At 71.7% G+C, this 23,673-nt stretch carries 20 protein-coding genes; 14 read left to right on the plus strand and 6 right to left on the minus strand.

Going from position 1 to position 23,673, the window contains the following annotated elements:
- Complete coding sequence (locus ACZ4WS_RS20135; protein ID WP_467982135.1) at positions 1-1,848, minus strand: caspase family protein; 1,848 nt, start codon at positions 1,846-1,848, stop codon at positions 1-3.
- A 279-nt stretch (positions 1,849-2,127) separates the two neighbouring features.
- Between ACZ4WS_RS20135 and ACZ4WS_RS20140 the strand changes: the two genes are divergently transcribed.
- The 4 genes from ACZ4WS_RS20140 (at position 2,128) to ACZ4WS_RS20155 (ending at position 5,591) form a co-directional block, all read left to right on the plus strand.
- Entirely contained in the window at positions 2,128-3,081 is a 954-nt protein-coding gene (locus tag ACZ4WS_RS20140; protein WP_467982137.1) for a hypothetical protein, read from the plus strand.
- Positions 3,082-3,120: 39 nt separating this feature from the next.
- Positions 3,121-3,792, plus strand: a complete 672-nt coding sequence (locus ACZ4WS_RS20145; RefSeq protein WP_467982139.1) for a response regulator — start codon at positions 3,121-3,123, stop codon at positions 3,790-3,792.
- Positions 3,793-3,871: 79 nt separating this feature from the next.
- The gene (locus ACZ4WS_RS20150) at positions 3,872-5,056 is read left to right on the plus strand and encodes a cytochrome P450 family protein (protein WP_467982141.1); all 1,185 of its coding nucleotides are present in this window, start codon (positions 3,872-3,874) and stop codon (positions 5,054-5,056) included.
- 31 nt (positions 5,057-5,087) lie between these two features.
- Positions 5,088-5,591: a hypothetical protein gene (locus tag ACZ4WS_RS20155; protein ID WP_467982142.1), complete on the plus strand. Its 504-nt coding sequence runs from the start codon at positions 5,088-5,090 to the stop codon at positions 5,589-5,591.
- A gap of 24 nt (positions 5,592-5,615) precedes the next feature.
- Here the strand turns inward: ACZ4WS_RS20155 and ACZ4WS_RS20160 are convergent, their stop codons facing one another.
- Complete coding sequence (locus ACZ4WS_RS20160) at positions 5,616-6,629, minus strand: Gfo/Idh/MocA family protein (RefSeq protein WP_467982144.1); 1,014 nt, start codon at positions 6,627-6,629, stop codon at positions 5,616-5,618.
- 128 nt (positions 6,630-6,757) lie between these two features.
- On the opposite strand from ACZ4WS_RS20160, the gene ACZ4WS_RS20165 reads away from it, so the two are divergent.
- The 10 genes from ACZ4WS_RS20165 (at position 6,758) to ACZ4WS_RS20210 (ending at position 20,416) form a co-directional block, all read left to right on the plus strand.
- Complete coding sequence (locus ACZ4WS_RS20165) at positions 6,758-7,495, plus strand: GntR family transcriptional regulator (RefSeq protein WP_467982270.1); 738 nt, start codon at positions 6,758-6,760, stop codon at positions 7,493-7,495.
- Between the two features lie 137 nt (positions 7,496-7,632).
- The gene (locus ACZ4WS_RS20170; RefSeq protein ID WP_467982146.1) at positions 7,633-8,625 is read left to right on the plus strand and encodes a sugar ABC transporter substrate-binding protein; all 993 of its coding nucleotides are present in this window, start codon (positions 7,633-7,635) and stop codon (positions 8,623-8,625) included.
- 68 nt (positions 8,626-8,693) lie between these two features.
- Entirely contained in the window at positions 8,694-9,698 is a 1,005-nt protein-coding gene (locus tag ACZ4WS_RS20175; protein WP_467982147.1) for a sugar ABC transporter substrate-binding protein, read from the plus strand.
- A complete protein-coding gene (locus tag ACZ4WS_RS20180; RefSeq protein WP_467982149.1) occupies positions 9,695-10,756 on the plus strand; it encodes an ABC transporter permease in 1,062 nt (353 codons plus the stop codon). The genes ACZ4WS_RS20175 and ACZ4WS_RS20180 overlap by 4 nt, the downstream gene beginning before the upstream one ends.
- Positions 10,753-11,574 (plus strand): ATP-binding cassette domain-containing protein, encoded by an 822-nt coding sequence (locus tag ACZ4WS_RS20185; protein WP_467982151.1) that lies wholly within the window; start codon positions 10,753-10,755, stop codon positions 11,572-11,574. The genes ACZ4WS_RS20180 and ACZ4WS_RS20185 overlap by 4 nt, the downstream gene beginning before the upstream one ends.
- Positions 11,575-11,750: 176 nt before the next feature.
- Positions 11,751-12,896, plus strand: coding sequence for an ROK family glucokinase (locus ACZ4WS_RS20190; protein WP_467982153.1), 1,146 nt, complete (start codon positions 11,751-11,753; stop codon positions 12,894-12,896).
- The gene (locus ACZ4WS_RS20195) at positions 12,893-13,474 is read left to right on the plus strand and encodes a sugar kinase (protein ID WP_467982155.1); all 582 of its coding nucleotides are present in this window, start codon (positions 12,893-12,895) and stop codon (positions 13,472-13,474) included. The genes ACZ4WS_RS20190 and ACZ4WS_RS20195 overlap by 4 nt, the downstream gene beginning before the upstream one ends.
- A gap of 99 nt (positions 13,475-13,573) precedes the next feature.
- Complete coding sequence (locus ACZ4WS_RS20200) at positions 13,574-16,417, plus strand: DEAD/DEAH box helicase (protein ID WP_467982272.1); 2,844 nt, start codon at positions 13,574-13,576, stop codon at positions 16,415-16,417.
- A gap of 287 nt (positions 16,418-16,704) precedes the next feature.
- Positions 16,705-18,780 (plus strand): SWIM zinc finger family protein, encoded by a 2,076-nt coding sequence (locus tag ACZ4WS_RS20205; protein ID WP_467982157.1) that lies wholly within the window; start codon positions 16,705-16,707, stop codon positions 18,778-18,780.
- Between the two features lie 340 nt (positions 18,781-19,120).
- A complete protein-coding gene (locus ACZ4WS_RS20210) occupies positions 19,121-20,416 on the plus strand; it encodes a sulfite oxidase (RefSeq protein ID WP_467982159.1) in 1,296 nt (431 codons plus the stop codon).
- A gap of 117 nt (positions 20,417-20,533) precedes the next feature.
- Here ACZ4WS_RS20210 and ACZ4WS_RS20215 read toward each other — a convergent pair whose 3' ends face one another.
- From ACZ4WS_RS20215 to ACZ4WS_RS20230, 4 genes are all read right to left on the minus strand, one after another.
- Complete coding sequence (locus ACZ4WS_RS20215; protein WP_467982161.1) at positions 20,534-20,794, minus strand: hypothetical protein; 261 nt, start codon at positions 20,792-20,794, stop codon at positions 20,534-20,536.
- Between the two features lie 114 nt (positions 20,795-20,908).
- Complete coding sequence (locus ACZ4WS_RS20220) at positions 20,909-21,715, minus strand: ABC transporter permease (RefSeq protein ID WP_467982163.1); 807 nt, start codon at positions 21,713-21,715, stop codon at positions 20,909-20,911.
- Positions 21,712-22,452: an ABC transporter ATP-binding protein gene (locus ACZ4WS_RS20225; protein WP_467982274.1), complete on the minus strand. Its 741-nt coding sequence runs from the start codon at positions 22,450-22,452 to the stop codon at positions 21,712-21,714. The genes ACZ4WS_RS20220 and ACZ4WS_RS20225 overlap by 4 nt, the downstream gene beginning before the upstream one ends.
- Positions 22,453-22,459: 7 nt before the next feature.
- Entirely contained in the window at positions 22,460-23,665 is a 1,206-nt protein-coding gene (locus ACZ4WS_RS20230; protein WP_467982165.1) for a hypothetical protein, read from the minus strand.
- Positions 23,666-23,673: the final 8 nt, after the last annotated feature.

Here is a 23,673-nt window from a genome sequence, read left to right on the forward strand (position 1 = left end):
TCAGGGCACCTCGGTGCGCACGACGACGTGGGCCGTCCCCCAGCGGCCCACGTCGTGCGCGGGGCCGCCGGCGTCCCGGCTGCCGCGCGGCGCGGTGAGCCGCACCAGCCCGGCGCCGTCCGCCGGGTCCGTGCCGCCGCGCGCGCCCGACGGGGCGTCGGGGGACCAGGCGGACAGCCGGAACGGGGCGATGTTCAGCTCGTTCTCGGCCACGATCAACTTCAGCCAGTCCCGGGCGAAGGCGCCCCGCACCAGCGCACGTCCCGGCGGCAGCCGCAGCCACACGGGCTCACCGCGGCGCGCCAGCCCCACCAGACCCTCCCCGATGAACTCTCCTTCGTACAGATGCGGCGATGCGCCATAACTGTCCGTCAGATTGAGCAGCACGCACCACAGTTGCCGTTCGGAATGGTTGTGGATGCGGACCGTCACCTGCGGCTCGCGGCCGTCAGGGGCGTACGCGCAGACGATCTCGCCGTCGGTGGAGTGCCCGACACTGCCCACCGACGTCCCCTCGACGGTGACGCGGACCAGTGACGACAGCCAGGGATCGGGGTTGTCGAGGTCCCGGAGGTGGTGCCAACGGGCGATGTGCGCAAGGCAGTCCGCGATCCGCGCCGCGTCCGCGGGCGACCGCAGCGGCAGCACGGGCACCGGATGCCCCGCGCCACCGGACACCCGCGCCCAGCCGTCCCGCTCCTCGACCCGCAGCGGCAGTCCGTCCCCGCCGGTGGACAGCGACGGCTCGCCCGCCAGAGCCTCCGAGAGCAGGTGTACGGCGCCCGGCTCCCCGGTGAAGGTCACGGTGGCCGGCGGGAACGCCAGCGCCGACGGCGTCACCCCGTACACCGACTCCCGTTCCTGCGGGCCGGGTTGCCAGCCCACCGGTTCCACCAGCGATGATTCCGGGAGCACTTGACGTACGGCGACGACGCGCGCCCCGCCCTCCTCGTCGAGCAGGGTGAACTCGGCCCCGACCGCCCGCAGCCCGTGCGCGTAACCGCAGTTGACCTCCCAGCCCGACGCCGTGTGCCGAAGCAGGAAGGGCGAACTCGCGACGGAGTCGCCGTGCAGGAAGCGACCGTCCTCCGGGCCGCGCAGCTCGGGATGCTGGACGGGGCCCAGCGCGCGCACGCGTTCCTCGACGAGCGCGTGCACCGTGCCGTACGTGGCCGTGGGGCCCAGTTGGTCGAGCGTGCGCAGCATCGCGTGGCTGAAGAAGCCGCGGACCCGCCCGTCGAGCAGGTCCTCGTGCGCGCGCTCCTGCGGGCGGCACGCGGCGAGCAGCACGTGCCGGCGCTGCTCCGGTCCCTGCCCGCCGCCGTCGCGGGAGCCCCGGGTGCCTTCCGTGCGCCACCCCGGCCGCCACGCCACGCCACGGACGGTGGCCCCGGGGATCCCGGCGCCGTCCCGGGTCGCGCCGCCCGCATGGCAGCAGTCGAGGACGGCGACGACATGCGTGCCGCGCGCGGCGATCCCGTCGAGCAGCGCGCCGAGCTCGGTGTCCTGCAGCAGCGCCTGTCCGCCCACGTCGAGGCTGTCGTGGCACACCAGCGCCTGGGACCTGCCGGTCGCCTCGCGCGGGTCGTCGGTGGTCCGCTCGCTGCCGTGCCCGCTGAACCACAGCAGCGCGGTGTCACCGGGACCGCTCGCTCCGAGGTGGTCCTCGACGCCGGCCAGCACGGCCGCCCTGGTCGCTTGCGCGTCGTACAGCGTACGGATCTCGGGCGTCGGCCCCCGCTGCTTCCGCAGCCAACTCTCGGCCGCTCGCACGTCGTTGACGCAGCCTTGCAGCGGTACGTCGGGGTAGTCGTCGATGCCCACGAACAGGGCGAACACGGTCCGCATGCGGCGATCTTGCCAGCATCCGGGGGCGCGGGCAGGGCGTTTCCCGGGCGTCCACCGGTCAACTGCGCACAACCCCATGTCCCGCCGCGCCCATACCAGTTGAATGGGCTGGATCACCGGGCCGACTCATCCGCACCGCTCAGCATCAGGAGCACCAGGCCCGGCACCACGAGCACCGGAAAGGACAGCAGCGTGAGTTTCGGGGGACACAACCCGTACCAACCGCCATGGCCGCCGAACGGAGGACCGTATCCGCCGCCCCCGAACACGGGACCGTACGTGCCGCCCCAGCCGGGCCCGCCGCCGTACGGCCCCTACCCGCCCCACCCCTATGTCCCGCCGCAGCCGCAGATCTCCCTCTGGCGGCGGCTGCGCGAGGACGAATGGCCGCCGCTGGGGGAGCTGTTGCGAGGCAGACGTCAGCGGATCCACGGCTGTGTGTGGGCGCTGCTGCTGTTCCCGTGCACCTGGTCCTTCTCGCTGCCCCTGCTGGCGTGCTACCCGCTGGCCCGCTCGGCCCGCCGCAAGGCGCGGCGGATCTTTCCCGGGCGCGGCCACCGCCGGATCGAGGACCCCGAGGTGATGCGCGTACAGCGGGCGCGGGCCTGGATCGCCGCCGTCATGTCCCTGGTGCTCCTGGTCGCGTACGGCAAACCGGCGGACATGGAACAGGTGCAGACGCAGTACGTGCTGCGTCTGACGATCACCCCCTGGCTGCTGCTCCTCAGCGCGCCCGTGGTGGTCGCGGTGCTCTTCCGCTGGGCGTCGCCGGAAGCGAGACGGGCCATGCGCCCGCGGCTGCGCGACGCCGGGCGGTCCGCCCTCTGGTACTTCGGCGCCTGCACGCTGGTGGTGTTGCTGGCCGTGGCGGCGGGCCTGGGCCAGCGGTACGTGTCAGCCACGGCGGAAGGCTGGATCTTCCTCATTCCGTTGATCACGTTCGCGATGTTCGTGCCCATGCTCTGGGTGGCGCTCTTCGTGGGCTTCTGCACCGGCCCCGCCGTCCGCGGCGCCTTCAACACAGCGGAGGCGCATGCGGCACTCCCGGCACTGCTCACCGGCGTCCTGGTCTGGGAGTTCGCGGCCATCGGCCTGGCTGCGGGCGGTCCGCCGCCCGGCCCGCCGCTGATTCAGATCGCCTCCCTCCTCGGCGGCCCGGCCTCGGTGACGGCCGTGGCCTGGTGGGAGATCCGCCGCCTGCGTACCCGGTACGGCGTGCAGCTGCGCGCCTAGGGAGCCTCCCGTGCCGGACAACCGTGATTACGTAGGCCCATGACTGCGATCAGACTGCTCCTCGTCGACGACGACCCCCTCGTGCGGGCCGGCCTGGCCCTCATGATGGGTGGCGCCGAGGACATCGAGATCGTCGGCGAGGCCGCCGACGGGAGCGAGGTCGAGGCACTCGTCGACCGCACCCGCCCGGACGTCGTCCTCATGGACATCCGGATGCCGACGGTCGACGGACTCACGGCCACGGAGAAGCTGCGCGGCCGCAAGGACGCTCCCCAGGTGGTGCTCCTGACCACCTTCCACGCCGACGACCAGGTGCTGCGGGCGCTGCGCGCGGGGGCGGCCGGGTTCGTCCTGAAGGACACTCCGCCCGCGGAGATCCTCGAAGCGGTACGGCGTGTCGCGGCCGGCGACCCCGTGCTGTCGCCCACCGTCACCCGCCAGTTGATGGAGCACGCGGCCGGATCCACACTCGACGCGCGGCGTTCCGGAGCCCGCATGCGGATGGCCGCCCTGAACGACCGCGAGCGCGAGGTCGCCGTAGCGGTCGGGCAGGGCAGGTCGAACGCCGAGATCGCCGGCGAGCTCTTCATGAGCGTGGCCACCGTGAAGACCCATGTCTCACGCATCCTCGCGAAGCTCGACCTCAACAACCGTGTACAGGTCGCCCTGTTGACGTACGACGCGGGGCTGCTGGAGGAAGACGGGCATTGAGGACGGGAATTGAGGACGGGACTGAGGACGGGCACTGGCGGGACTTCGCGGGCGTTGGAGAGGGCGAAGGGGGAAGCGTATGGCGGAAGTGATTGATCTGGGGGAGTACGGGGCGCGGTTCACCGAGGATCCGCACCCTGTGTACGCCGAGTTGCGCGCGCTCGGGCCGGTGCACCGGGTCCGGCTGCCACCGCCCGACGAACACCACGAGACCTGGCTCGTCGTCGGGTACGAGGAGGCGCGGGCGGCGCTCGCCGATCCGCGGCTGGCCAAGGACGGGGAGAAGATCGGGATCACGTTCCTCGACGAGCAGCTGATCGGGAAGTATCTGCTGGTCGCCGACCCGCCGCAGCACACTCGGCTGCGGTCGCTCATCGCCCGCGAGTTCACCATGCGCCGGGTGGAGACGCTGCGGCCGCGCGTCCAGGAGATCACCGACGAGCTGCTCGACGCGATGCTGCCGCGCGGGCGCGGCGACCTCGTGGAGTCGTTCGCGTATCCGCTGCCGCTCACCGTCATCTGTGAGCTGCTCGGGGTGCCGGAGCTCGACCGGACGGCGTTCCGCGCGCTGTCGACGGAGGCGGTCGCGCCCACCAGCGCGCAGAGTGAGCACGACGCGTTCGTCCAACTCGCTGCCTATCTCTCCGACTTGATCGAGGACAAGCGGTGCGCCGGCCCCGCCGACGACCTGCTCAGCAGCCTGATCCGCACGACCGCCGAGGACGGTGACCGGCTCTCCTCGGAAGAACTGCGCGGCATGGCGTTCGTGTTGCTGATCGCCGGGCACGAGACGACCGTCAACCTCATCTCGAGCGGCGTCCACGCCCTGCTCACCCACCCCGCCCAACTCGCCGCGCTGCGCGCCGACATGACACTCCTGGACGGCGCCGTCGAGGAGATGCTGCGCTACGAGGGGCCGGTGGAGAACGCGACGTTCCGGTACGCCGCCGAGCCGCTCGACATCGGCGGCACCACCATCGAGGCGGGCGACGCCGTGATGATCGGGCTCACCGCCGCCGACCGCGACGGGATCCGGTATCCGGCGCCCGACCGCTTCGACATCCGGCGCGACGCCCGCGGCCACATCGCCTTCGGGCACGGCATCCACTACTGCCTGGGCGCGCCGCTGGCCCGCCTCGAAGCCCGCGTGGCCCTGCGCTCCCTGCTGGAGCGCTGTCCGGACCTGGCGCTCGACGAGCCGCCGAGCGGCTGGCTGCCCGGGATGCTGATGCGGGGCGTACGCCGTCTGCCGGTGCGCTGGTGAGCGGCCCCCTGCCGCGAGAGGAGCGTCAATCGTGCTGCGTACGGCGGAGATCACCGCGGAGCTGACCGGCGAGGAGCTGCGCGGTGGGGACTCCCACCAGCTGTACTGGCGCGCCACGCTGGAGTTCGCACTGGACTGCTTCATCTGCGAGCGGACCGGCCGGACGACGGTCTTCGAGCGCGGAGCGGAGCGGGCGCTGTGCTCGGGCAGCCGCAGCGGATTCAAACGGCACTGCACGGCCGCCAGGATCGCCGCGTTCGACAGCACCAACGGCCGGGAGCGGCTGGCGGTCCGAGCCCTGCTCGACTTCTGGTGGGCGCCCTTCACGGACACCCGGGACGGCAACAAGGCCGCGGCGCCCACCAGCCACCCCTGGGTCCGGCTGCACCTCGGCTATTACTGCAAGGACGCCGAGGAGTCCGGCACCGACAGCATCCAGACGAACCTGGTGCGGCCGTACAAGCTGACGTGCCGGCACTGCGACCGCGTCCTCGGAGTCGACACGCGGAGCCCGGCGGTGCGCCTCCTCGTGTGAGGCGCACCGCCGGGGACGCTTCGCTCAGTCCCGGCCGCCCGGGATCTCCGCGAGGCGCACCGGACGCCGCTCCCGCCGCGACAGCTCGCACGCCTCGGCGATGCGCAGGGCGTGCAGGGCCTCGCGGCCGTCGCACGGGTTGACGCGTTCGCCGCGGACGACGTCGACGAAGGCGGCGAGTTCGGCCTCGTACGCCGGACCGAAGCGCTCCAGGAAGCCGGTCCACGGCTTGTCGGCGGGCGGCGGTCCGGCCGGTTCCGTGGAGCCGATCGGCGTACGGTCGTCCAGGCCGACGCCGATCTGGTCCAGTTCGCCGGCGAGCTCCATCCGGACGTCGTAGCCCGCGCCGTTCAACCGGGTCGCCGTCGCCGTGGCGAGCGTGCCGTCGTCGAGGGTGAGGACGGCCGCGGCGGTGTCGATGTCGCCCGCCTCGCGGAACATCGCGGGCCCGGCGTCCGACCCGGTCGCGTACACCTCGGTGACCTCGCGGCCCGTGACCCATCGCAGTATGTCGAAGTCGTGGACCAGGCAGTCCCGGTAGAGCCCGCCGGAGAGCGGGAGATAGGCGGCCGGGGGCGGCGACTGGTCCGACGTCATCGCCCGGACCGTGTGCAGCCGCCCGAGCCGTCCCGACCGCACCGCCTCGCGCGCGGCCGTGTAGCCCGCGTCGAAGCGGCGCTGGAAGCCCAGCTGGAGCACGGTTCCGGCGGCGTCGACCTCGGCGAGCGCGGCCAGCGTGCCCGGCAGGTCGAGGGCGATGGGCTTCTCGCAGAAGACCGGGAGCCCGGAGCGTGCTGCCCGACCGATCAGTTCGGCGTGGGCGGAGGTCGCGGCCGTGATGACCACGGCGTCCACGCCCCAGGTGAAGATCTCGTCCACGCCGGGCGCCAGCGTGGCCCCCAGGCGGTCCGCGAGCTCACGGGCCCGCGCGGTGTCCGCGTCCGTGACGATGAGGGATCCGTCGACCTCGCGGTGACGGCTGAGGGCGGTCGCGTGGAATGTGCCGATACGACCCGTTCCGATGAGTCCGATGCGCATGGGAACAAACTGAGGGCGAACCGGGCACCGTGTCAATGATTTGTCCGGACAATCGAACTTCACAACTTCCCGTCAACATCTCCCGGAGCTACGCTCGGGCCGTGCCGAAACCAGATGTGGATCCGACCGTGTCGCTCCAGCTCAGCGTCGACCGCAGCAGCCCGGTCCCGCTCTACTTCCAGCTGTCCCAACAGCTGGAGGCCGCGATCGAGCACGGAGCGCTGACGCCGGGCAGCCTCCTTGGCAACGAGATCGAGCTCGCCGGGCGGCTCGGCCTGTCCCGGCCCACGGTCCGCCAGGCCATCCAGTCCCTCGTCGACAAGGGCCTGCTGGTGCGGCGCCGCGGCGTCGGCACCCAGGTCGTGCACAGCCAGGTCAAGCGCCCGCTGGAGCTCAGCAGCCTCTACGACGACCTGGAGGCGGCGGGTCAGCGTCCGGCGACCCGCGTGCTCGTCAACACCGTCGTGGCGGCGTCCGCCGAGGTCGCGGCCGCTCTGGGCGTGGCCGAGGGCAGCGACGTACACCGTGTGGAGCGGCTGCGTCTCGCCCACGGGGAGCCGATGGCGTACCTCTGCAACTATCTGCCCCCCGGCCTGCTGGAGCTGGACAGCGCCCAGATGGAGGCCACCGGGCTGTACCGGCTGATGCGCGCGGCGGGCATCACACTGCACAGCGCCCGCCAGTCCGTCGGCGCCCGCGCCGCCACCGCGGAGGAGGGCGAGCGGCTCGGTGAGCCCGCGGGATCGCCCCTGCTCACCATGCAGCGCACCACCTTCGACGACACGGGCCGCGCCGTCGAGTTCGGCACCCACACCTATCGCGCCTCGCGCTACTCCTTCGAGTTCCAGCTCCTCGTACGGCCATGACACGGCTCGGATTCACTCAGAGCAAGCATGCGTCTCAATCGTAAGAATGTTCTGACAAATCCATTGACTGGTGTGCGGGCCCGGAGCTAGAACTCCCCTCAGCCGCAACGGGGCGGCGGGAGAGAGGGTGGTCACCCATGCGTACAGCCCGAACAGCAGCAGCAGTCATAGCCGCGATCGCGCTCGCGGCCGGGTGCAGCAGCTCCGGCGGCAAGGACTCCGAGAACAACGCGAGCGGCAGCGGGAGCGGCGGCAAGGCCGTCAGTACACCCCGGCTGAAGATCGCCATGGTGACGCACTCCGGTGAGGGCGACACCTTCTGGGACATCGTGCAGAGCGGCGCCAAGCAGGCGGCCAGCAAGGACAACGTCGACTTCCTGTACTCCAACGACAAGGAAGCGAACGGGCAGGCCCAGCTCGTCCAGGCCGCGATCGACAAGAAGGTCGACGGAATCGTCGTCACGCTGGCCAAGCCCGAGGCCATGAAGGACGTCCTCGCCAAGGCCGAGCAGGCGGGCATCCCGGTCGTCACGATCAACTCCGGCGCTGAGTTCTCCAAGCAGTACGGGGCGCTCGTGCACTTCGGCCAGGACGAGTCGGTCGCCGGCGAGGCCGTGGGCGACGAGCTCAACAAGCGTGGTCTGAAGAAGGCGGTCTGCGTCATCCACGAGCAGGGCAACGTCTCGCTGGAGCAGCGCTGCGCGGGCGTGAAGAAGACCTTCAAGGGGTCCCTCGAGAACCTCAACGTCGACGGAACCAATGCCCCCGCCTCCCAGTCCTCCATCGAGGCGAAGCTCCAGGCCACGAAGGACATCGACGCCGTCGTCACGCTGGGCGCCCCCATCGCCGCCATCGCGGTGAAGGCCAAGACCGACGCCGGCAGCAAGGCGGAGATCGCCACCTTCGACCTCAACGCCGAGGTGGTCAAGCGCCTGAAGGCCAAGGAGGTCGGCTTCGCGGTCGACCAGCAGCCCTACCTGCAGGGCTACGAGGCGATCGACGAGCTGTGGCTCTACAAGACCAACGGCAACGTGATCGGCGGCGGCAAGACGGTCTTCACGGGCCCGGCCATCGTCACCGAGAAGGACGTGCCGCAGCTCGAGAAGTACACAGCGCGCGGTACCCGATGAACGGGTGCATGATCCCCGTGTCCGATACTTGGACGGACCAAGTATCAGATCAAGAAGGGCACGGCCTCGTGGCACGCACTCGGACCTGGGTAAGCATCGCGCTCGCAGGGGCGCTGGGGGTGTCCCTCGCGGGATGCAGCAGCACCGGCGGGAAGCGGGCTGAGGACGCCCGCAAGGCGGCGGCCGCCCAGGGCAAGGCCGCGGTGAACACGCCCAAGTGGACATTCGCGATGATCACCCACTCGGGCGATGGTGACACCTTCTGGGACATCGTCCAGAGCGGGGCCAAGCAGGCTGCCGTCAAGGACAACATCAACTTCCTGTACTCGCACAACGCCGAGGCGCAGCAGCAGGCCCAGCTCGTCGACGCCGCGGTGGACAAGCAGGTCGACGGCATCATCGTCACGCTCGCCAAGCCCGACGCCATGAAGGCGGCCGTCGCGCGCGCCGAGAAGGCCGGCATCCCCGTGATCACCGTGAACTCGGGATCCGAGGAGTCCAAGGCGTTCGGCGCGCTCACGCACATCGGCCAGGACGAGACGGTCGCGGGTGAGGCCGTCGGCGACGAGCTGAACAAGCGAGGCCGGAAGAAGGCCCTGTGCATCCTGCACGAGCAGGGCAACGTCGGCCACGAGCAGCGCTGCGCGGGTATCAAGAAGACCTTCGACGGCACCGTGCAGAACCTCTACGTCCAGGGCACCAGCATGCCCGACGTGCAGGCCTCCATCGGCGCCAAGCTGCAGGCCGACAAGTCCATCGACTCCGTCGTCACGCTCGGTGCCCCCTTCGCGGACACCGCGGTCAAGGCCAAGAAGGACGCGGGCAGCAGCGCCGAGATCGACACCTTCGACCTGAACGCGAAGGTGGCCTCGGAGCTCAAGAACGGCACGCTCGGCTTCGCCGTCGACCAGCAGCCCTACCTCCAGGGGTACGAGGCCGTGGACCTGCTCTGGCTCTACAAGTACAACGCCGACGTCCTCGGCGGCGGCAAGCCGGTCCTCACCGGACCGCAGATCATCACCAAGGACCAGGCCGCCAAGCTGGAGGAATACACGAAGCGGGGGACCCGATGACCGCTACCGCACCCGCACCCGCGCCGTCCCCGGACACCAAGGTCGACGAGCGCCTCCTGAAGACCTCGCCACTGCGCAAGCTCATGGGCCGCCCCGAACTCGGCTCGGTGGTCGGCGCCATCGCGGTCTTCGTCTTCTTCGCGATCTTCGCGGACAGTTTCGTACGGGCCGCGAGCCTGAGCACGATCCTGTACGCCTCCTCGACCATCGGCATCATGGCCGTGCCGGTCGCGCTGCTGATGATCGGCGGCGAGTTCGACCTCTCCGCGGGCGTCATGGTCACCAGCTCCGCACTGATCTCCTCGATGTTCAGCTACCAGATGACCGCGAACGTCTGGGTCGGCGTCCTCGTCTCACTGGTCGTCACACTGGCGATCGGCGTCTTCAACGGCGTCATGCTGACCCGGACCGACCCGCCGAGCTTCATCATCACGCTCGGCACCTTCCTGATGCTGACCGGCATGAACCTCGGCTTCACCAAGCTGATCAGCGGCACGGTCTCCACCAAGTCGATCTCCGACATGCAGGGCTTCTCCTCCGCCAAGGACGTCTTCGCCTCGACGATCACCATCGGCGGCGTCGACTTCAAGATCACCATCCTGTGGTGGCTCGGCCTGATCGTGGTCGCCACCTGGATCCTGCTGCGGACCAAGGTCGGCAACTGGATCTACGCCGTCGGCGGCGGCGAGGAAGCCGCCCGCGCGGTCGGCGTCCCGGTCAACAAGACCAAGATCGGCCTCTACATGGGCGTCGCCTTCGGCGCCTGGATCTCCGGCCAGCACCTGCTGTTCTCGTTCGACGTCGTGCAGTCCGGCGAAGGCGTCGGCAACGAGCTGATCTACATCATCGCGGCCGTCATCGGCGGCTGTCTGATCACCGGCGGCTACGGCTCCGCGGTCGGCGCGGCGGTCGGCGCGCTGATCTTCGGCATGGTCAGCAAGGGCATCGTGTTCGCCGAGTGGAACCCGGACTGGTTCAAGTTCTTCCTGGGAGTGATGCTGCTCCTGGCGACCCTGCTCAACCACTGGGTCCGCAAGCGCGCGGAGGCGACGAAATGACGACGGACGCGGAAAAGACGACCGACGCGGCCTCCACGGAGGGCTCGGCACTCGTCGAGCTCGACGACGTCAGCAAGTACTACGGCAACATCCGCGCCCTCGAGGACGTCTCGCTGGTGGTGCACGCGGGGGAGATCTCCTGTGTGCTCGGCGACAACGGCGCGGGCAAGTCCACGCTGATCAAGATCATCGCGGGCCTGCACCAGCACGACTCGGGCACGCTGCGCATCGAGGGCGAGGAAACCCGTCTGTCGTCCCCGCGTGAGGCCCTGAACCGCGGTATCGCCACGGTCTACCAGGACCTCGCCGTCGTGCCGCTGATGCCGGTCTGGCGCAACTTCTTCCTCGGCTCCGAGCCGTCGAAGGGCACGGGCCCCTTCAAGCGCATGGACGTCGACTTCATGCGCAGGACGACCCATGCGGAGCTGCTGCGCATGGGCATCGACCTGCGCGACGTGGACCAGCCCATCGGCACCCTCTCCGGCGGCGAACGCCAGTGCGTGGCGATCGCCCGTGCCGTCTACTTCGGCGCCAAGGTCCTCGTCCTCGACGAGCCCACCGCCGCCCTCGGTGTGAAGCAGTCCGGTGTGGTCCTCAAATATGTGGCCGCCGCACGGGACGCCGGACTGGGTGTTGTGTTGATCACCCACAATCCCCATCACGCGTACCTGGTGGGTGACCGCTTCGTGCTCCTGAAGCGGGGCACGATGTTCGGCAGCCACACCCGTGACGAGATCACACTGGACGAGCTGACGCGCCAGATGGCCGGGGGAAGCGAGCTGGACGATCTACGCCACGAGCTGGAACGCGCCCCTTAGGGGCGCGGGGCTGTGACATTTGCGGCTCCGCCGCGGGGCGCGACCAGCCACGGACGGCCCGCAGTGTACGGACGGCGTGGGGCTGCCCGATCCCACTCCTTGTGGGGCGGCACCGCTGGGCTCGGCGGAGGCTCCCACAATGCAGCCCCGCGGCCGCGTAGGGCACAATCGGCCCGATGAGCACCTACCGCGACCTCGCACACCGCGGCTCCGCGCGGGCCACCGTCCTGCGGACCGTCGGGACGCGCGAGCGCCGTTCCCACCTGACGGCGCCCCGTGTCCCCACCGTCGGCATCGACATCGGCGGCACGAAGGTGATGGCGGGCGTCGTGGACGCCGACGGCAACATCCTGGAGAAGGTCCGCGCCGAGACGCCGGACAAGTCCAAGAGCCCCAAGGTCGTCGAGGACACCATCGTCGAGCTGGTCCTGGACCTGTCCGACCGGCACGACGTGCACGCCGTCGGCATCGGCGCGGCGGGCTGGGTCGACGCGGAGCGCAACCGCATCCTGTTCGCCCCCCACCTGTCGTGGCGCAACGAGCCCCTCCGGGACCGCATCTCAAGCCGCCTCGCCGTCCCCGTCCTGGTCGACAACGACGCCAACGCCGCCGCCTGGGCCGAGTGGCGCTTCGGCGCGGGCCGCGGCGAGGACCACCTCGTCATGATCACGCTCGGCACCGGCATCGGCGGCGCGATCCTGGAGGACGGCCAGGTCAAGCGCGGCAAGTTCGGCGTCGCGGGCGAGTTCGGCCATATGCAGGTCGTGCCCGGCGGTCACCGCTGCCCGTGCGGCAACCGCGGCTGCTGGGAGCAGTACAGCTCCGGCAACGCGCTGGTCCGCGAGGCCCGCGAACTCGCCGCCGCGGACTCCCCGGTGGCGTACGGGATCATCGAGCACGTCAAGGGCAACATCGGCGACATCACCGGCCCGATGATCACCGAGCTGGCCCGTGAGGGCGACGCCATGTGCATCGAGCTGCTCCAGGACATCGGCCAGTGGCTCGGCGTCGGCATCGCGAACCTGGCCGCCGCCCTGGACCCCTCCTGCTTCGTCATCGGCGGCGGTGTGTCGGCCGCCGACGACCTGCTGATCGGCCCCGCCCGGGACGCGTTCCGCAGGCACCTCACGGGCCGCGGCTACCGCCCCGAGGCCCGTATCGCCCGCGCCCAGCTCGGCCCCGAGGCCGGCATGGTCGGCGCCGCCGACCTCGCCCGCCTCGTCGCCCGCCGCTTCCGCCGCGCCAAGCGCCGCCGCGTGGAGCGCTACGAGCGGTACGAGCGCTACGCGGAGACGCGCCGTACGACCCAGGGGACGCCGTGACGGCCTCGCTGCCGCGCCAGGCGTCGCCGCCGGACGAGCCGCAGCGACCGCCCGAGGACCCGCGCCACAAGTTCCGCCGCCGCGCCCTGACGCTGCTGATCATCGGGCTGCTCATCGGCGTCCCGGCCGGCTATCTGGTGATCTCCGCCAACCAGAGCCGCAACAGCGGCAAGGACAAGGAGGAGAAGTACTCGGCGACCGGCCTCACCTATGGCTGGCCGTCGAAGGTCCAGCGCCGCCTCTACCAGGTGCCGGTCCCGCACCCGGCCGCCAAGGTCGCCTTCTACGAGACGAACAACTGGAAGACCAGCCGTCTCTACGTCCAGTTCCAGACCACCAACGCCGGCCTGGACACCTTCCTCGCCGACATCGGCACCAACCGGAACGCGCTGAAGAAGGACGACATCACCATCAGCGCCCGCGACCAGAAGGTCACCGGCTGGAAGTTCTCGGTCCCCGGTCAGTGGTCGGGCCTCGTCCACGAACAGAAGAACCCGGCGCCCACGCACGACATCATCGTGAACATGGCCAATCCGGTGTACCCCATGGTGTACGTCGTCTCGCGCACGGTTCCGTGACGAGCCGGACCCCGGCCGGTCGTCGGGGCCGATTGTCAGACCCCGCCCGTAGAGTCGAAGACAATTGATTCGACTGAGGGGCGGGAGGTGACCGGGCGTATGGGGGACGGGGTGGATACGGTGGCCGAGCGGGCGCTCCCCCTGCGGCTTGCCGCCGTCTTCCTGCCCGCGCCGCTGCCGCGCGAGGGACGGGTCGCCTTCTGGGATCCCGACGGCGGGCCGCTGCCGTCCCGTGCGCACCCCGAGAGGGTGCCCTCGGGCGAGCAGACCGAGCTGACGGTCGTACGACCGCACGGTCCCGGAGTCCGCAGAGGCACCGTCCCCGCCGTGACCCTGCCGATCGCCGAAGCCCTGCCGCTGCTCGCCGGGGCGCGCCGCGACCCCGCCGCGCACCCCGCCACGGCCTGCTGGGGCGCCGCCGCGCTGCACGCGCTGCGGCTCGTGGCGCGCGGGCGGCTGCTGCCGGGGCTGACGGGCGAAGGCTTCGACGCCTGGCGCGCGGGCCCGCTGGATCCGGAGGACATCGCCCACCTGAGGGCGGTGGCCGCGGCTCTCCCGTACGAGGGGCATGCCGTCCCGCTCCCCGGCAAGGGCCCGCTCCGGCTGCCCGAACCGGAAGCGCTGATGCGGTCCTTCCTGGACGCGGTCGCGGACACCCTGCCGCGCACCCCGGCCGCCCCGTACACCTCCGGCAAACCCTTCGCGGCGAGCCGGCCGCAGCGGCTGCCCGGCGCCCACGACTGGGCCGCCGAGGTCGCCGCGGGCATGGACGCGGGCGTACGGATCTCGCTCCGCCTGGACCTGTCCGCCTACCAGCTCTTCGACGACGGCGAGGGAGCGCACCGCGCGGGCGCGGCCGTCGTCCAGGTGCACAGCCTCGCCGACCCCACCCTCGTCGTCGACGCCACGGCGCTGTGGTCGGGCGAGGCCGACGCGACGTTCGGCCCCCGCGCGCGCGTCGACGCGGCCCTCGCCGTCCGCCGCGCGGCCCGGGTCTGGCCGCCCCTGGACCGGCTGTCCGAACAGGACGTGCCCGACGTACTCGCGCTCTCCGAGGAGGAGTTGTCCGATCTGCTCGGGATCGCGGCGTCCCGGCTCGGTGCGGCCGGAGTCGCCGTGCACTGGCCCCGGGACCTTGCCCACGACCTGAGCGCGGCGGCGGTGGTGCGCCCCGCGCCCGGGTCGGCGACGGACGGCACCGGATTCTTCGAGAGCGAGGAACTGCTCCAATTCCGCTGGCAGTTGGCCCTCGGCGGCGACCCGCTCACCGAAGCCGAGATGGACACCCTCGCCGAGGCCCACCGCCCGGTCGTACGGCTGCGCGACCAGTGGGTGCTCGTCGACCCGGCCCTCGTCCGCAAGGCCCGCAAACGCGAACTGGGCCTGCTCGACCCGGTCGACGCGCTGTCCGTCGCGCTCACCGGCAGCGCGGACGTCGACGGCGAGACGGTCGAGGCGGTGCCGGTCGGCGCGCTGGCCGCGCTGCGCGACCGGCTGACCGCGGGCGTGACTCCCGTGGAGCCGCCGCCCGGTCTCCAGGCCCGCCTCCGGGACTACCAGCTCCGCGGCCTCGCCTGGCTGGACCTCATGACCTCCCTCGGCCTCGGCGGCTGCCTCGCCGACGACATGGGACTGGGCAAGACCGTCACCGTCATCGCCCTGCATCTGCGGCGGGCGCGCAGCGAGCCGACCCTGGTGGTCTGCCCGGCGTCGCTGCTGGGCAACTGGCAGCGGGAGATCGCCCGTTTCGCGCCCGGCGTCCCCGTCCGCCGCTTCCACGGACCCGACCGCACCCTTGAGGGCCTCGACGGCGGCTTCGTCCTCACCACCTACGGGACGATGCGGTCGGCGGCATCGCGGCTCGCCCAGCAGACGTGGGGCATGGTCGTCGCGGACGAGGCGCAGCACGTCAAGAACCCGTACTCGGCGACGGCGAAGGCGCTCCGCACGATCCCGGCCCCCGCCCGCGTGGCGCTGACCGGCACCCCCGTGGAGAACAACCTCTCCGAGCTCTGGGCCCTGCTGGACTGGACGACCCCCGGCCTGCTCGGCCCCCTCAAGTCCTTCCGCGCCCGCCACGCGCGCGCGGTGGAGAACGGCGAGGACGAGGAGGCGGTGGCACGCCTGGCCCGGCTGATCCGCCCGTTCCTGCTCCGCCGCAAGAAGTCGGACCCCGGGATCGTTCCCGAGCTGCCGCCGAAGACGGAGACGGACCACCCCGTTCCTCTGACGCGCGAGCAGGCCTCCCTCTACGAGGCGGTGGTGCGCGAGTCGATGCTGGCGATCGAGACCGCCGACGGCATCGCGCGGCGGGGCCTGGTCCTGAAGCTCCTCACCTCCCTCAAGCAGATCTGCAACCATCCGGCGCTCTATCTGAAGGAGGACGCGCGGGCCGCCGCCCACGGGCTCTCCGCCCGCTCCGGCAAACTGGCCCTGCTCGACGAGCTGTTGGACACCCTGCTCGCCGAGGACGGCTCGGCGCTTGTCTTCACGCAGTACGTGGGGATGGCCCGCCTGATCACGGCCCACCTTGCCGCGCGCGCCGTCCCGGTGGAGCTCCTCCACGGCGGCACTCCGGTCGCCGAGCGCGAACACATGGTGGACCGCTTCCAGAGCGGTTCGACCCCCGTCCTTGTGCTGTCCCTCAAGGCCGCAGGCACCGGCCTGAACCTCACCCGCGCCGGCCACGTCGTCCACTTCGACCGCTGGTGGAACCCGGCCGTCGAGGAACAGGCCACCGACCGCGCCTACCGCATCGGCCAGACCCAGCCCGTCCAGGTCCACCGCCTCATCACCGAGGGCACGGTGGAGGACCGCATCGCCGAAATGCTCGAAGCGAAGCGCGCGCTGGCCGACGCGATCCTCGGCTCCGGCGAGGCATCCCTTACGGAACTGACCGACCGCGAGCTGTCGGACCTGGTGTCACTTCGGAGGTCCACGTGAGCGGTTCCACGGACGAGTCGCGCCCCGCCGACGAGGCCCGTCGGGCGCTGCGGGCCGCGCGGGAGCGTGAGGCACGGGCGACCGCGGCGGCTGACGATCAGCCGGGTTCGCCGCCTGCCCGTCACACGGACGGCCCGCCGCCCGAGGGGGCTCCCTCCCCAGGAGCGAGGCCGGGCGACGCGGCACGGGAGGCTTTGCGACGCGCGTCCACGGCCGGTAGATCCGCTGGTGCTGGTGCTGGTGCTGGTGCTGGTGCTGGTGCGGGTGCGGGTGCGGGTGCGGACGCCGTGGCGGCTCCGGCGTCCGGCGGTGCTGTGGGCGGCCCCGGCCCGGAGGAGCCTCCCACGACGGCGGAGGCCGCCCCGGCGGTCCGTCCCGGTGACGGCGCCTCGGGGAGCGCGCGCCCCGGTGACATCGCGCGCGAGGCGTTGCGCGCCGCGCGCGGCGAAGCGCGGCGGGCGCGGACGGACGCCGCGTCCAACGGGGTTACGGATGCCGGAGCCAGGGGGGTCACGGACGCTGGAGCCAGGAGGGTTACGGAGGCTGGAGCCAACGGAGTTGAGGATGCGCGCCGGTCCGCCGCCTCCTCGCCGACGCGTTCCCGGGCTCGACGAGACCCGCGGAGCCACGATCGGGGGGCCCGGGCCCGGGACATACGCGATCTGCTCGCCGGGGCCTTCGAGCTGCCCGAAGCCATCCACGCGGCGCCCCACGCCGCGTACCCGAAACCGCCCCGCAGCCCACGCGAGGCCGCCCCGGACGAGAACCGGGAGCCGCCCTACAGCGCACGCGAGGCCGCCCCGGACGAGAACCGGGAGCCGTCCGGCGGCGCATCCGAGCCGACCCCCGATGACGCCGCCCCCGTACAGGCAGGCGCCGTACGCGCGATGCCCCGTGACAGTGACGCGCACCCGGGGCCGATCGGTGCCGCACGCGTGGCGACCCCGGACGCGCACCCGGAGTCGACCGGCGCCGTGCGCGCGATGCCCCGTGACGCGCACCCGGAGCCGACCGGCGCCCCGCGTGTGGGGCCCTCGCCCGTGCACCCGGAGCCGGCCGGGTCACGTGGCGCGCCTCCGGCCGGACGTGTGCCGCGGTCGATGGGATCCCCGGGGCGTGACGGCGAGTTGCGTCGTACCTTCGCCGCCTTCCCGGTGCGGGCGTCGGACGCGGACGGCTTCGCGGAGACGTGGTGGGGCCACGCGTGGGTGAGCGCCCTGGAGGAGGGGGCGCTGGACGCGGCGCGGTTGGCGCGGGGGCGGGCGTATGCCGGGAAGGGGCACGTCGATGCCATCACGGTCACGCCGGGGCTGGTGCTCGCCTACGTGCACGGGAGCCGTCCGCGGCCGTATCGCGTGCAGGTCAGGCTGCGGACACTGGACGACGGCGACTGGGACCGGTTCCTCGACGCCGCCGCCGAGCGGCCCGGCCACATCGCCGCGCTGCTCGACAAGGAGATGCCCAAGTCGCTCGCGGAGTGCGGGATCGCGCTGCTCCCCGGCCCCGGCGAGCTCGAACCGCACTGCAGTTGCCCCGACTCCGGCCACCCCTGCAAGCACGCGGCCGCCCTCTGCTACCAGATGGCACGCCTGCTGGACGAAGACCCCTTCGTGCTGCTCCTGTTGCGCGGCCGGGGCGAACGCGAGCTGCTCGACGCGCTGTCCCGCCGCAACGCCGCCCGCGCGGCCCGCGCCGCGCAGGAACAGGAACCGGCGCCCCTGCCCGGCGTACGCGCCCGAGACGCCCTCGCGCGGCGCACACCTGCGCCGCTTCCCGCGCCGCTGCCGCCGCCCGCGCACCCCGAGCAGCCGCCGACCTATCCGGGCGGGCCGGGCGGCCCGGACCCGTTCGCGCTCGACCAGTTGGCCACGGACGCGGCGTCCCGCGCGTACGCGCTGCTCACCACGGGCCGCGACCCGGTGGCGGATCTGACACTCTGGCAGGACGCGGTGCGCCTGGCCGCCGCCCGCCCCGGCTCCGGCCTGACCGCCGCGACCCGCGCGCTCTACTCCTCGCTCGCCTCCGCCACCGGACGCACCACGGCCGACCTGGCGCGGGCGGTCGCCGCCTGGCGGCAGGGCGGCTTCGAAGGGCTGGCCGTCCTCGAAGAGCCCTGGGACCCACCGGCGGGCCGTTTCGACCGCGCCCGCCCCCTCCTCCTCGCCGCCGACCTCCCCGCCTTCCGTCCTTGGCGCAACCACCTCACCCACCCCCGCGGGCACGCCCAACTCCGCCTCGGTCACAACGGCCTCTGGTACGCCTACGAATCCGAACCGGGCCAGGACGACTGGTGGCCCCGCGGCACCCCCGATCTCGACCCGGTCGGCGCGCTGACGGGCCTCGGCGCACCGGGCGAGCTCTGACGGCGAGGTGGTCAGGGCTGTGCCGGACGCGGACTGGCCCGATTCCCCGGCGAGTTGAGCCCCGGGCTCGTATCATGGCGCCCATGATCCTCGGCGACCACCGCTCCGCCCCGCGGTCCCGCGCGCAGCTGTCGCGCGGTTGTTGTCGCTGATCCTCGCCACGGCCGCGGTACGCGTCACGGCTGCCGCACTCCCGCAGCAGACGCCGTAGCCACCTCCTGGTTCAGGCACCCACGGAGTGCCGCCCCGAGCGCCGTCCCCTCGCACGGTCGACATCGCCGTGCCGCGCGCGTTCGCCTCCCGCCTCCCGCCTCGTACGGTCCGAAAGGCAGGCCCTTCCATGTCGCACGTGTCCCGCCCCGAATCCACCTACGACCGCCGCAGACTCCGCCAGTGGCTGGCGGGCGATGCCCGTGCCGACGGAGTCGCCCGGCGCGACCTGCTCAGGCTGCTCGCCGCGGCCGGACTCACCGCGGCCGCCCCGGCAGCCCTGGCCGCACCAGCCGCGGCCGCCACCGAGGGCTCCGCCGGGAGCACCGCCACGGCCGCCGCCCCGGGCATCGTCAAACCCCTCCCCGACGACTGGTTCACCGTCCGCGGCACCAACGCCGAGACCAAGTTCCCGTCCCTCGCCGGCACCGGCTACCACACCCCCATAGACCACTTCTTCGTACGCAACCACACGGCCACCCCGGTCCTGGACGCGGGCACCTGGAAGCTGACCGTATGGGGAGACGGCCTCGCGGGCGACGAACCCGTCGAGTTCACGCTGGACGAGCTGAAGGGGCTCCCGGCCACCACCCGGACCGCGTTCGTGGAGTGCGCGGGCAACGGCCGCAGCTTCTTCACGACGCAGCAGGGCCAGACGGTCACCGGCACGGCGTGGACGCTCGGCGCGATCGGCACGGCCCGCTGGAAGGGCGTCAGGCTGGCCGAGGTGCTGCGCCGGGCCGGGCTCACGCACCGCGCCGTGGACATCATGCCGCGCGGCCTCGACGCCGAGTACGTCACCGCGGACGGCACGAACCTCGGTCATGTCCGCCGCCCGCTGCCGCTGTCGAAGGCGCTGGACGACGTACTGCTGGCGTACGAGATGAACGGCGAACCGCTGCCCCCGGACCACGGCCACCCGGTGCGCCTGCTCGTGCCCTCCTGGGTGGGCATCGCTTCGATCAAGTGGGTCGGCGACATCGAGGTGGCCGCTCAACCCCTGTACTCGCCCTGGAACACCGACTTCTACCGGCTGTTCGGCGACGCCTACCCCGAGGGCGGCAGCACGCCCCTCACCCATCAGACGTTGAAGAGCGCCTTCGAGCTCCCCTGGAACGCGAGTCTCCCGGTCGCCGAGGACCACCGCCTCACCGGCCGTTCCTGGTCCGGCGCCGGTGGCGTCGTCCGTGTCGACGTGAGCACCGACGGCGGTACGACCTGGCGCCGCGCCCGTCTGCACGACGCCCCGCGCCGCGCGGGCTGGGTCCGCTGGTCCACCGACTGGCGTCCGGCGACTCCAGGGACGTACACGCTGCTGGCCCGCGCCACCGACACGACGGGCCGCAGTCAGCCGCAGACCACGGCCCTCAACACGCAGGGCTATTTCTTCGACGCGGTGGTCCGGCACCCCGTCCTGGTGGCCTGACCAGTTGTGACGGACCGGTGTGGGCGGCGTGGACAAGCGGGGGCCATGTCCGCCCTCAAGGTGCGGAAGTTAGCGTGGTGTGGTGAGTGCACGACGGCGCCCGCCGAGCGCAGCGCCTCACCGTGCGGGTGACGCCGAGCAGGTCGACGAGATTGCGGGCCGGGCATGCACGACGGCGCCCGCCGAGCGCAGCGCCTCACCGGCGAGGCCGCCGTTGATGCTGAGTCCGAGCGCCGCGGGGTTGGTCAGCGCGTCGGCGTGCAGCACCGGCGCGGCGACAAGGAGCCCGGCATCGGTCCGGTCGGCCGGCTGTCCCGCAGGCATCGGGTCCGCGGGTGCCGGGTCCTTCTCACGCGCCTGGGTTGCCACCTCGGCCATCTCACATCCTGAACGTTCATGAACGTGCCGGTCGCGCGAAAAGACACGCGCGTCGGGCAGTCCATCCGGAGCGCCGGCCCCCGCCAACGAGGACGCGGCCTTCCGGGTGACCCGTCACCGCGTGGCGTCGTACCACCGCCCCACGCACCGCCGGGTCAGCCGCCCGAACCCGGTGAAGACCGCCACCCCGAGCAGCGATGCCACGAGGACCGAGGCGAACAGTTCCGGGGCCTGGGCGCGGGCCTGGTAGCGGCTGATCAGGGCGCCGATCCCGGGCTCGCCCTGCCGGAAGAAGAAGTCGGCCACGATCGCGCCGACCACCGCGAGCCCCGCGGAGATCCGTACGCCCGCGAAGATCGCCGGCAGGGCCGCGCGCAGTTTCAGCTGGGTGAGCACGACCCACCTCGACGCCCCCTGCAGGGCGAACAGTTCGCGCTGCGCGCGTTCCACCGACTGCAGCCCGAACAGCGTGTTGGACACCATCGGGAACAGCGCGATCAGTACGCAGACGACGACCCGTGCGAAGAAGTCGAAGCCGAACCAGAAGCCGATCAGCGGCACGAGCGCGAGCACTGGGATGCACTGCAGCATCACCGCGTACGGGAACAGCGATCGCTCCACCCACCCGGCGTGGTTCATCGCGATCGCCCACAGCACGCCGATGACGACCGCCGCCGCGAGCCCGGTGAACGCCACCTGCGCCGTGCTCAACAGCCCGTCCGCTATCTCGCCGCGCACATCGGCGTCGAGGAACGCCTCGGTGACCACGGTGTGCGGCGCGGGCATCAGGAAACGCCGGGCCGGGTCGAGTACGACGTACGTGATGAGGTACCAGACGCCGACGATCCCGGCTGCGACGAGTAGCGGCGGCCCCACCTTGCCGAACTGCCGCCGCAACGCTGCCGATTGAGACTTCTTCATGCCGCGTACCCCTCCCGCAGTGCGGTGCTGATGCGTTCCGACAGTGCCCCGAACTCGGCCGTGAACCGCAGGCCCGGATCCCGCTCGATCCCGAACGGCACGTCGACGGTGTCGACCACCCGGCCGGGACGCCCTGACATGACGATCACCCGCGTCGACAGATAGAGCGCCTCGCTGACCGAGTGGGTGACGAACACACCGGCGAACCGCATCTCGGCGAACAGCCGAAGGACCTCCTCGCCAAGGCGCTGCCGCGTCAACTCGTCGAGCGCGCCGAAGGGTTCGTCGAAGAGGAACAGGTCGGGTTCGAGGGTCAGCGAGCGCGCCAGTGAGACCCGCATCCGCATGCCGCCGGAGAGCTGGTGCGGCAGATGGTCCTCGAACCCGTCGAGACCGACCGTCGCCAGGGCCTCGCGCGCCCGCTCCCTGCGGGCCGGCTTACCCGCCCCCGTGAGTCGGGGGAAGAGCGCCACGTTGTCGAGCACGCTCAGCCAGGGCAGCAGGGTCGCCTCCTGGAATACGTAACCGAGGCGCTTGGCGTCGACGATCGCCTCGCCCTCGCTGGCCCGCCCGAGTCCGGAGGCGATCCGCAGCAGCGACGACTTGCCGCAGCCCGACGGTCCCACCACGGCGACGAACTCGCCGCGCCCCACTTGGAGATCGACGGACTCCAGGGCCGTGGTGCCGCCGGGGTAGGTGAGCCCGACGCCGCGGAAGTCGAGCATGAGATCCGACATCGTCACGTCACCCCTTCTTGCTCTCTGCAAGCCCGATGGACGGGTCCAGGAATTGGTCGGTGGCCACGTCCTGCGCCTTCAGACCGTCGGCCGGCGCGGTGCCGTTGCGGGTCAGGATCGGGGTGGTGATGTCGAGGATCTTCCGCACCCGCGCCTGGTCGAAGTCGCCGATGGTGCGGTCGTCGCCGTTGCTGACGATGCCCTCCGCGAGCTGCCGCTTCGCGGAGTCGGCGGCCTGCCCCTTCGTGTAGACCCAGCCGGTGTCGAAGGCATCGACAGCCTTGACGATCAGCTTGTTCACCGGGGCGGGGTCGGCGAAGTAGTCAACAGTCGACTGCTGCACGACGGGGATCAACTTCTTCAGGCACTTCGACTGCGCGGTCACGTCCTCGCTGCGTACGGACAGCGCCACGGCGTACAGCGGATACCCGGTGTCATTGATCAACTGGTGGGCGACCGGCTTGTCCCACTCCTTCAGGTCGTGCTCGTAGAGATACGGCTCCACGGTGGCGAAGCCCTGTTGGGCGTCCTTGCCGCCGGCCGCGAGGAAGGCCGCGGGCGAACCGTCGTAGCTGGCGTCGATCTGGTCACGGCGCAGGATGCCCTTGCCGAGGAGATAGTCCATCCAGGTCGCGCCGTCGAAGTACCGCACGGTCGCGTCCGTCTTCCCAAGGTCCTTGATCGTCTTGACCTTTGGATACTTCTTCGGGTCCCACATGATCATCCAGGGGGCCTTGTCGAAGGTGGCGAAGACCTGGGTGACGGGCTTGTCCGCGGAGTTCTGCACGGCCTCGTCGGTGTTGACCCAGCCGAGCATGATGTCGGGGTCGGTGTACATCTGCACCGGCACCGGCTGGTTGCCGATCGCCGGGCCGCCCGCCCGTATCTCCACGTCGACGCCGGTCCAGGAGCCGCCCGCGAAGAGCGGCCCCCGCACCTGCTTGGCGGAGGAGTCGATGACCGGGTCGGGCCCGAGCAGCTTGTACAGGCCACCCTGCTCGGCCTGTGGGTTCCAGTCGGTCTGGATGACCACCTTCTTCGGGCAGACTCCGGACAGATCGGTGGAGCCGACCTTGTACTTGTCCGCGCTGCGGAGGCCGTCGGACCCGGCGCCCGAGCCGGAACCGCAGGCCGCGGTGAGGAACAACAGCGCGGCGGCACAGAGCGCCGCTGGAAGAGCGGGGCGAACGGGGCGAACGGGGCGAACCGTCATCCTGGTGA

The organism is Streptomyces sp. NPDC029292 (assembly GCF_055569295.1).